Origin of the sequence: Streptomyces sp. HSW2009, assembly GCF_040240285.1 — a bacterium.
In the GTDB taxonomy this organism is placed as follows: Bacteria; Actinomycetota; Actinomycetes; order Streptomycetales; family Streptomycetaceae; genus Streptomyces.
The window spans coordinates 1-8798 of sequence record NZ_JBEHZD010000340.1; the positions used below are offsets into that span (position 1 = coordinate 1).

7 protein-coding genes are annotated in these 8798 nt (G+C 74.1%); 2 read left to right on the forward strand and 5 right to left on the reverse strand.

The genetic code is table 11. The features are described from left to right. On the forward strand, positions 1 to 1853 hold a 1853-nt coding region (locus AAHZ94_RS22560; RefSeq protein WP_349994801.1), incomplete at its 5' end, for a hypothetical protein. A 208-nt stretch (positions 1854 to 2061) separates the two neighbouring features. On the opposite strand, the gene AAHZ94_RS22565 is transcribed toward AAHZ94_RS22560, so the two are convergent. The 5 genes from AAHZ94_RS22565 to AAHZ94_RS22585 all read right to left on the reverse strand — a co-directional run bounded on the left by AAHZ94_RS22565 (position 2062) and on the right by AAHZ94_RS22585 (position 7769). Continuing rightward, positions 2062 to 4494 carry a right-handed parallel beta-helix repeat-containing protein gene (locus tag AAHZ94_RS22565; protein ID WP_349994802.1) on the reverse strand — a complete coding sequence of 811 codons (2433 nt, stop codon included), beginning with the start codon at positions 4492 to 4494 and terminating at the stop codon, positions 2062 to 2064. Between the two features lie 220 nt (positions 4495 to 4714). Continuing rightward, positions 4715 to 5140, reverse strand: a complete 426-nt coding sequence (locus AAHZ94_RS22570; protein ID WP_349994803.1) for an ATP-binding protein — start codon at positions 5138 to 5140, stop codon at positions 4715 to 4717. Beyond that, positions 5134 to 5943 (reverse strand): MEDS domain-containing protein, encoded by an 810-nt coding sequence (locus tag AAHZ94_RS22575; protein ID WP_349994804.1) that lies wholly within the window; start codon positions 5941 to 5943, stop codon positions 5134 to 5136. Before AAHZ94_RS22575 ends, AAHZ94_RS22570 begins: the two co-directional genes overlap by 7 nt. 306 nt (positions 5944 to 6249) lie before the next feature. Continuing rightward, positions 6250 to 7080, reverse strand: a complete 831-nt coding sequence (locus tag AAHZ94_RS22580) for an MOSC domain-containing protein (RefSeq protein WP_349994805.1) — start codon at positions 7078 to 7080, stop codon at positions 6250 to 6252. Between the two features lie 224 nt (positions 7081 to 7304). After that, positions 7305 to 7769 (reverse strand): DUF6643 family protein, encoded by a 465-nt coding sequence (locus AAHZ94_RS22585; protein ID WP_349994806.1) that lies wholly within the window; start codon positions 7767 to 7769, stop codon positions 7305 to 7307. A gap of 206 nt (positions 7770 to 7975) precedes the next feature. On the opposite strand from AAHZ94_RS22585, the gene AAHZ94_RS22590 reads away from it, so the two are divergent. Then, on the forward strand, positions 7976 to 8798 hold an 823-nt coding region (locus tag AAHZ94_RS22590), incomplete at its 3' end, for a TerD family protein (protein WP_349994807.1).

Sequence of the window (8798 nt, forward strand, 5' to 3'; positions counted from 1 at the left end):
GGCGGCGGGGCTGCGGGAACGGCCGCCGGGGGGTGGCCCGACTGCGCGCCATCCACACCGCCGCCGGCTTCCTCACCATCGCCGCCACCCTCACCGCCGCCACCGCGCGGTACGACCGGGGGCCCGGCGGCCCCGCCGCACTGGACGCCATCGGCTGGGTGCTGCTCGCACTGATCCAGGTCAGCGGGCTCGCCGTGCTGTACGCGGTGTGCCACCGCGGGCGCAGCGAGACCGCGATCGACCACACCCTGGACCGGCTCGCCGTCCGCAAACTGCCCGGCTTCTCGCTCGTTCTGCTGGCGCTCTCCGCCCTGTACGCGGGCTGGTCGCGGCCCGACTGGCAGTCGCAGGGCCGGCTGCCCGGCGACCAGAGCTTCGGCCTCATCGCCCTCACCCAGGTCGCGCTCATCCTCGCGCTGGCCGTGGTGGCCGGCATCCTCTACCGCTCGGCCGCCCGCGCCGGCCACACCGGCGGCCTCGCCCCGCAGCACGCGGCAGCCGGCGACCAGCCCGACCACCGGGTCCGCACCCCGCTGGCCGGACTCGCAGGACCCGCCGTCGCGGTGCTCGGCTGCGCGCTCGGCGGCGTGCTCACCGGCGGGGTCGCCCAACGCTTCGCCGACTGGCTGGACGGCGGGTCGACGCCCGGCATGGGCGGTGGCCCCATCGCGGGCCCGCCCGTCGTGCTGTCCTGGCAGGCCGCGGTGATCCCGCCGATCCTGCTGCTCCTGGTCCTGTTGCTGCTGGTCTTCGTGTGGCGGATCGGGCGGGTGCGCCGCGCGTTGGAGCCGACCACGGCGGACGGCTACCCGGGCGAGAAGCCCGACCCCGTACGCAGCAAGGAGATCGCCAACACCATCGCCCGCGCCGGTGTCACCGACTCCATTCCGTGGATCATCGGGCCCGCCGCCCTGCTGACGCTGCTGCTCGGCTGTCTCGCGGTGGCCGGCGCCTGGGCCACGGGCGAGGTGCCCGGCCGGGCGGCCGACGGCACGCCGGCGTTCATCGACGCGGTGGCCCAGGCCGCGCAGGGGCTCGGCTCCTGGCTGGTGGGCGTCGTGTTCGCGCTGCTGCTGGCGCTCGGCCGGCGCGCCTACCGCGACTCGGGCGCCCGCCGCACCGTGGGCATCCTCTGGGACGTGGGCACCTTCTGGCCGCGCGCCGCCCACCCGTTCGCGCCGCCCTGCTACGCCGAGCGCGCCGTCCCCGACCTCACCTGGCGGATGCAGACCTGGACCGAGAACACCGGTGGCCGCCTGGTCATCTCCGGCCACTCGCAGGGCAGCGTGCTGGCCGCGGCGGCCGTATGGCAACTGGACTGGCGCACCCGCCGCCGCGTCGCCCTGCTGACGTACGGCTCGCCGGTGGAGCGGCTGTACGGGCGCTGGTTCCCCGCCTACTTCGGCCCGGCCCAACTGGCGGCGCTCCACCAGGAGGTGCACTGCTGGCGCAACCTCTGGCGGTACACCGACCCGATCGGCGGCCCCATCGAACCGCCGGCCCTCGGCGACCCGCGGGCGCCCGCCGGCCGGCCGCCCATCGACCGGGGCGCGCTCAAGGACCCGCTGGTCTACGGCCGCACCGCCGACCACCCGCTGCCCGCACCGATCCTCGGCCACTCCGACTACCAGGCCGACCCCGCCTTCGCCGTGGAGCGGGCCGCACTGCTGGCCAGACTGGGCGACGGGGGAGTACCCGGGCAGCGCGCGACACAGCGGCCGACTCAGCACGCCGCGCGCGGTGATGAGGGCGGCGCCGCTGTCCTTGCCGATGTCGATGTCGATGTCGATGCGGATGCCGATGTCGCTGGTGACGCCGCGGCCCCGCGGGTCGATCCGGCGCCGGCGGGCTGAGGCCGGGGCGGCACGGCAACGCCCGTACGGACCGTGCTGAGCGAGCCCGGCGGCGCGGTCCGGCCGTGCCAGGCCGCTCGGCCCACGCGTCGGCCGCGCGGAACCGGCCGAAGCAGGCCAGACCGGCGCAAGCCAGGCCCGGCCGGGGCGGCAGCGTGGGTTCGGTCTGGCGGGACCGGTCAGCGCGGGCGCGGTCCGCCAGCCCAGGTCAGGGCAGTTCGGGCAGGTCCGTCGGGTAGAGCAGGGTGAGGTCGTCGGTGGTCGGGTCGGGGTGCTGGGCCACCCGGCCCGCGTGCCGCTCGACCATCGCCTCGAACGTCTGCCGCGCCGTGCGCCCGTTGCCGAACGCCGCGCCCCTGGGGAACGCCGTGAAGTACTTGACCAACATTTCGGACGTGCCGTCGGCGAGCCGGTACTCGTGCTCGTCGGCCTGCTGCTCCACGATCCGCAGCAACTCCTGCGGCGCGTAGTCGCCGAAGGTGATCGTCCGTGAGAAGCGGGAGGCCACCCCCGGGTTGACGGACAGGAAGCGGGCCATCTCCTCGGTGTAACCGGCGACGATCACCACCACCGCCTCCCGGTGGTCCTCCATCAGCTTCACCAGCGTGTCGATGGCCTCCCGGCCGAAGTCGCGCCCGGAGTCCTCGGGGGAGAGCGCGTACGCCTCGTCGATGAAGAGCACCCCGCCGCGGGCCCGCTCGAACGCCTCCTGGGTCCGGATGGCGGTGGAGCCGATGTGCTCGCCGACCAGGTCCACCCGGGACACCTCGACCAGATGGCCGCGCTCTAGCACCCCGAGCGAGGCCAGGATCTCGCCGTAGAGCCTGGCCACGGTGGTCTTGCCGGTGCCGGGCGAGCCGGTGAAGACCAGATGGCGGCGGACCGATGCGGCCTTCAGGCCCGCCTGCTGCCGCCGGCGGCCCACCTCGATCATGTCGGTCAGCGCCCGCACCTCGCGCTTGACGCTCTCCAACCCCACCAGGGCGTCCAACTCGCCGAGCACGGCGGTGGACTCCCTGGCCGGCACGGGCTCGGTCGCCGCTGCCGTCGTGGTCGGGGCGGTGCGCTGGCCGGGCAGGCCGCCGAGCAGGCCGACGGTCTGCACCGCCGGCTGGCCGGCCGCGCCCGAGGAGCCGCCGGCCGGCCCGACCGGGTGCGAGGGACCGGCCGTCGTGGCGCTCTCGTCGCTGGTGCAGTCCTCGCTGACCGGCCCCGGCTCGGCGAACTCGTAACCGCCGCGGGCACAGCGCTCGGTACGGCAGCGGGTGAGCGTCGAGCGGCAGCCGTCGATGATGTGGAAGCCGTAGCCGCCGCTGCCGGTGACCCGACAGCCGTGGAAGGAGCCGCGGCCCTCCGCCGACACGTAGAAACCGGCCTCGGTGGGGGAGGTCACGGTGCACCGCTCGATGGTCGGGTCGGCGCCCTTGGTGACGATCACACCGGTGGCCACGGAGTCGATGGTGCAGCCGGCCAGGGTGCCGCCGCTGCCGTGGTCGCGGAACCAGGCCCCGGTGGCCGCCTCCCGCACCCGGCAGTCGTCGAGTTGGGCGCTGGCCCCGTCGCTGACCGACACGGCGGTGTTGCGCACCTGCGTCAGATCGCTGTCCACCACGTCCACCCGGGAGCCCCGGTCGAGGACGAACAGCGCGTCCGGCACGTCGTGCACCCGGCACGAGTCGAGCACCGCAGCCGCCCCGTCGCTCACCCACACCGCCGGGTAGTCGCCGGTGCTGTCGTAGATCTCGCACTGGTTGGCGTCCACCCGGGTGCCCGGGTCCCACACCGAGAGCCCGTTGCGGCCGAACCTGCGCACCGTGGACCGGGTCAGCGTGAGCACCGAACGCGACCGCAGGTCGATGGCGTTCTCCGGTACGTCGTGCAGGTCGCAGTCGGCGAGCGTGAGCACCGCGTCGGTGTCCAGGTTGACCCCGTCGGCCGTGGTGCGGTGGATCTGACAGTTGGTGAGCAGGGCCGCGGCACGGGTGGCGACCTGGACGCCCGAGCCCTTGATCTCGTACACCTCACAGCCCACCGCCTCAAGGGTGCTGCCCTCGCCGGTGACCGAGAGCCCGGCGCCGCTGGCGTGGTGGATGCGGCAGCGCTCCAACCTGGGGTGCGCCCCGCCGCGCACCGAGACTCCCCACTGGCCGGCCGCGACCACCTCACAGTCCTCGAAGACCCCGGCCGCCCCGTCCAACACGCTGAACCCGATGCCGGCCGGATTGTCCACGGTGCAGCGGCGCACGGTGGGCCGTGCCGTGCCGCGGACCTCGATGCCAACGGCCGAGCGGGTGGCCACCCGGACGTCCGCGAGGTCCGCCGCGCCCTCCTCGACCAGCAGCGCCGGCGCGGCCGAGTCCTGGCCCTCGATGTGCAGGTCACGCACGACGGCCGCGGCCCGCACCGTCAGCGCCACCCCCTCGGTCGGGGCGATCCGCACCGCCCCCCTGGCGCCCTCGGGGCCGCGCAGCGTCACGGCCCGCGTCAGCACCACGTTCTCCCGGTAGGTGCCAGGGGCCACGGTGAGCAGGTCGCCGTCCCCCGCGGCCTCCAGGGCCGCCGTGAGCGAGGCGTACTCTCCCGTGCGCCGCCGCCACCGCGACGTACCGCTGTGCGTCACCTGGACCGAGCCCTGTGCCATGGCTTTGTCGTGCCCCCACCTCGTGCGTGCGTCCACCGGTTACGGCCGTGTGGTGTACCGGAGGAACACCGTAGCGTGCGCCGTGTGGGGGAGTTGACCGGTCAGTGTCCGGTGCCCGGCATGCCCCGGTCCCGTCCCGCCGGGACCGGCCGCAGCCGCCCCACGGGCCCCGCCCGACACGGGGCGACCGGTGCGCGGGACGGGCCGGCGCCGGCCGGTGTCACCGCAGCCGCATCGCCAGCGTGACGACGGCGCCGACCGTTCCGGCACTGACCGCCAGCCGGTCGGAGACCAACCGGGTCAGCCACAGGCCGCGCCCGCTGGGCGCCCCGTCGAGCCCCGGCAGCACGTCGGGGATCACCGCGTCGCTGAAGCCCGGCCCGCGGTCGCTGATGGTGCACTCCAGTTCGTTGCCGATCCGGCGCAGCAGCAGGTGCCCCCGGCCGCCGGCGTGCTCGATCGCGTTGGTGGCGATCTCGTCCACGGCCAGCACGAAGTCGCCGCGCCGAGCCTCCGCGAGCCCGGCCCAGGCCGCGCGCTCCTCCACCAGGACCCGCAGCAACGGCAGGTCGCGCGCGGTGAAGTCGCGGTCGAGCAGTCGTCCGTCCGACTCGCCGTCGAAGGGGCGGCGGGGATCGGCTAGCACTGACGGCTCACCTCGATCAATGTGAGCGTGGGCAGGGCGTCGGCGCCCAGGCGGCGCAGGGTGCGCGCGATCGCCGCCGGACAGGCGACCGACAGCGGCGGCCGGCCGGCCGCGGCGAGCACGAGCAGATCGCTGGCGCAGCCGAGCGAGAGGAACTGGAGCCGCGACAGGTCGACCGTCAACCGCCCGGCCGGCCCGGTACGGGCGAGCGCGGCCCGCACCCCGGCGCGGAACTCCGCCCGCCCGGTCAGGTCCGCCTCGCCGACCATCCACAGCGTGTCGTCGGTCGCCGCGATGGTGAGCACCCCGAGCCGGTCCAGCAGGCGGTAGGGGTGGGCCACCGCCATCCGGTCCAGCACGTCGGCGTCGAACCAGTGCCGGTCGTACGCGCAGACCTCGCTGTAGGGACGGCCGGTGAACAGGTGGTCGACGTGGGTCTCACGGTGCATCACCAGGCGCGGGTCGATACCCAGTCGACGCACCCAGGCCATGTCGATGAAGACGCGGTAGCCGGTGTAGCCCTGGCGCACCGCCCGGTCGGTCTCCTCGACCAGCCTGGACTCCTGGCGCGGAATGGTGAAGTCGCGGTCCGGGCTGATCAGCGCCTGCATGGAGGTGCACTCCAGTTGGCCGCTGGCCAGCGCAGGGGCCATGGACGGGCCGCCGGCGTGCAGGGCGCTGCGCACCTCGCGTACGTCCAGGTCGGGATCGGCGAGCACCGCGACCTTCTCGCCGCGCGCCACGCCGAGCCAGGCGAAGGCCGCCATGAGCTGCGCACGGGACTCGCCGTCTCCGTAACTCACGAAGGCATGGTCTCCAGGTCGCATGTGGTGCACGGGCATCAGCCGGCCGCGCTGCGCATCCGAGACGGGCATCTACCTGTCGGCCCCTCTCGTGACTGTCGCTGGCTGCCGTCCACTGCCCTCACCTGCGGTGGGCCGTTGCTGTCTACCGTGGCAGTACGGCTGCTGGCGTGGAGCCCCTACGGGGGCGCTTTCCGTGACAGACACTACGGGGAGTAGGGCGACGCGCCCCCCGGTGTGATCTCTATTGCATGCATTGCATGGATATTGCTCGGGAGTTGCTCAGACGCTGCCCGAAACTGGTCACTACTCAAGGATCTTGACCGGATCGCCCACCCGGAGGGTCCCGGTGTGCTCGGGGATCAGGTTCTGTCCGAACACCACCTTGTTGCCGATCCGATGGTGCGCGGCCAGCGTCCACAGCGGCTCCCTGCCGCGCTCGGTCGTCCGCTGGTCGGTGGTGGTGATCACGCACCGGGAACTCGGCTTGGCGACACGGAAGACGACGTCGCCGATGAGCAGCTTGCGCCAGCCGTCCTCGGCCCAGGGCGTACCGCCGTCCACGACCACGTTGGGCCGGAACCTGTTCATCGGCAGCGGGCCCTCGTGCGCGTGCTCCCCCTGCGCGATCAGGGCGTTCAGACCCGCCAGCGAGGCGGTGGTGGTCAGCAGCAGCGGCATGCTGTCGGCGAGGCTGACCGTTTCGCCCGGGCGCGCGTACTCCGGGCTGATCGGCCGGCGCCGCGCGGGGTCATCGAGGTGGACCAGATGCACCTCGCGCCCCAACAGCTCGCTGAACCAGGCGCTGCCCGCACCCTCGGTCCACACCAGCTCGACCGGGTCCTTGAACACCCGCACCGTGGAGATGCGGCTCGACTCCGGGTCGGGCGGCGACACGGTCAGTGGCTCGTGGCCGTCGGCGCTGAGGGCGATGCTGCCGTCCGGCAGCGGCCGGGCGGCCCCGAGGGCGAGTCGGGGCAGTTGGCGCTGCGTCAAGAAGGTGCCGTCGGGCTTGACCAACAGCCAACGGCGGTCGCCGGCGAGCCCCCACGGTTCGACCGTGGCCTCACTGAGCGCGTGCCCGCCCACGGACTTGACCGGATAGACGTGTATCGCGCTGAGCTGTGCGTCGGACATGCGCTCATCTTGCCAGCAGCAGATCGCGCCCGTGGCGGCCGGTGGCCGTTGCGTGGTCGGGCCACGTGGCGTACGGCACGTCTACGGCCCGTGGTGGACGGCCGCTGGACCTGCTACGACGCCGCCCCCGGCGTATCCCCACCGCGCCCGCGGCGTGCCCGCGGGCGGTGTCGACTGGAGCGGCTGTGCGATCAACGGGGGCCGGCCGCTGGCCGGCGGGTGGCTCAGTAGCCCTGGCCCGGGTGCGGGCGGCCGTACTGCTCCGGGTAGGGCGTCGGGTTCGGCCGCGGCGCCGCGGGGCGGGCGGCGATCGGACGCATCGCCTCGTACCCGTTCGGCGAAGCGGGGCGCTGCTGCTGCGCCTGCTGCGGGCCCGGGTAGCCGCGCGGGCCACCGGACTGCGGCGGGATGTACGGTGCCGGCGCCTGCTGGAGCGCGGGCTGTCCCGGGGCCTGCTGGCCGTACGGGGGCGGGGTGTGCTGCCCCTGGGAGGGGCCGGCCGGCAGTGCCGGCAGGGCCGCCGGGAGCGCCGGCGGGAAGTGGCCGCCCGGGTCATACGGCGACGGCACACGGATCGGTGCGATCTGAGGTGTGCCCCGCTCGGCGACAAGGCTGTCGTAGATGGGGGTGTCGGCGAAGTCCGGCGCGGGGTAGTAGCCGCCGCCGTAGCCGCTGCGGGGGAGGGTCATAGCCCTTAAGTTAAGCCCACCATGTGCTGGTTGGGGAGCCCGGCAAGAGTGTTGTTTCACGGGTTCCGTAGGGTCGTGGCACCTAATACGAGCGAATTCGGGAAAATCGGTCGCCGAGGTACGTTGAGATCCTGTAAAGAGCGCGTTCTGGACGGGTCGCCAACAGTTCTTCCGGTGCCCGGCGAGTGAAAGGAAAGTGGGGGAACATGACGATGCGCAAGGGCATGAACGTGCCCGTCCCGGCCCCGGCGGTACGAATCGAGCTGGGCTGGCGCGGCGGGGCGGGTGTGCCTGACGTGGACGCGTCGGCCCTGCTGTTGGCCGGTGGCAAGGTCCGCTCCGATGCGGACTTCGTCTTCTACAACCAGGCCCAACACGCCTCCGGCGCGGTGCGGCACGAGGGCAAGCGCACCGGGGCCGAGGTCACCGACAGCCTGTCGGTCCAGTTCGCTCAGGTCGAGTCGGACATCGAGACCATCGTGCTGGCCGCATCGGCCGACGGCGGCACCTTCGGCCAGGTGCCGGGGCTGCACATCAGGGTGTTGGACGCGGCCGGCGGCGCCGAACTCGCCAGGTTCGACAGCGACGACGCCTCCGTGGAGACCGCGTTCGTCCTCGGCGAGCTCTACCGACGCCAGGGCGCCTGGAAGTTCCGCGCCGTCGGCCAGGGGTACGACACCGGCCTGGCCGGCCTGGCCACCGACTTCGGCATCACCGTCGACGAGCCGCAGCCGGGCCCCGCCGACACCCCGGCCGCCCCGGTGACCGCTCCGCCCCCGCCGCCCACGGCCCCGGCCGCTCCGCTGCCCCCGCCGCCCGGCGCTGCCCCGCAGCCGCAGGCCGCGGGGCAGGGGGCAGTTCAGCCCCGGCCGTCAGGGGCGCATGAGGACGGCGGCCGGGACACCGGCTCGTTCGGCTACCCGGACGCCCACGCCGCGCAGGCCGGCCAGCCGCTGCCGCAGGCCGACCAGCCGGCTCGCCGGCCCCTGCACCAGGGCCCGCCGCAGCCCCAGCACGCCGGCGGCCGGG

Coding starts and splice junctions, on each gene's coding strand:
- AAHZ94_RS22565 (WP_349994802.1), bottom strand. CDS start 4,494: ATGGCACAGGGCTCGGTCCAGGTGACGCACAGCGGTACGTCGCGGTGG.
- AAHZ94_RS22580 (WP_349994805.1), bottom strand. CDS start 7,080: ATGTCCGACGCACAGCTCAGCGCGATACACGTCTATCCGGTCAAGTCC.
- AAHZ94_RS22585 (WP_349994806.1), bottom strand. CDS start 7,769: ATGACCCTCCCCCGCAGCGGCTACGGCGGCGGCTACTACCCCGCGCCG.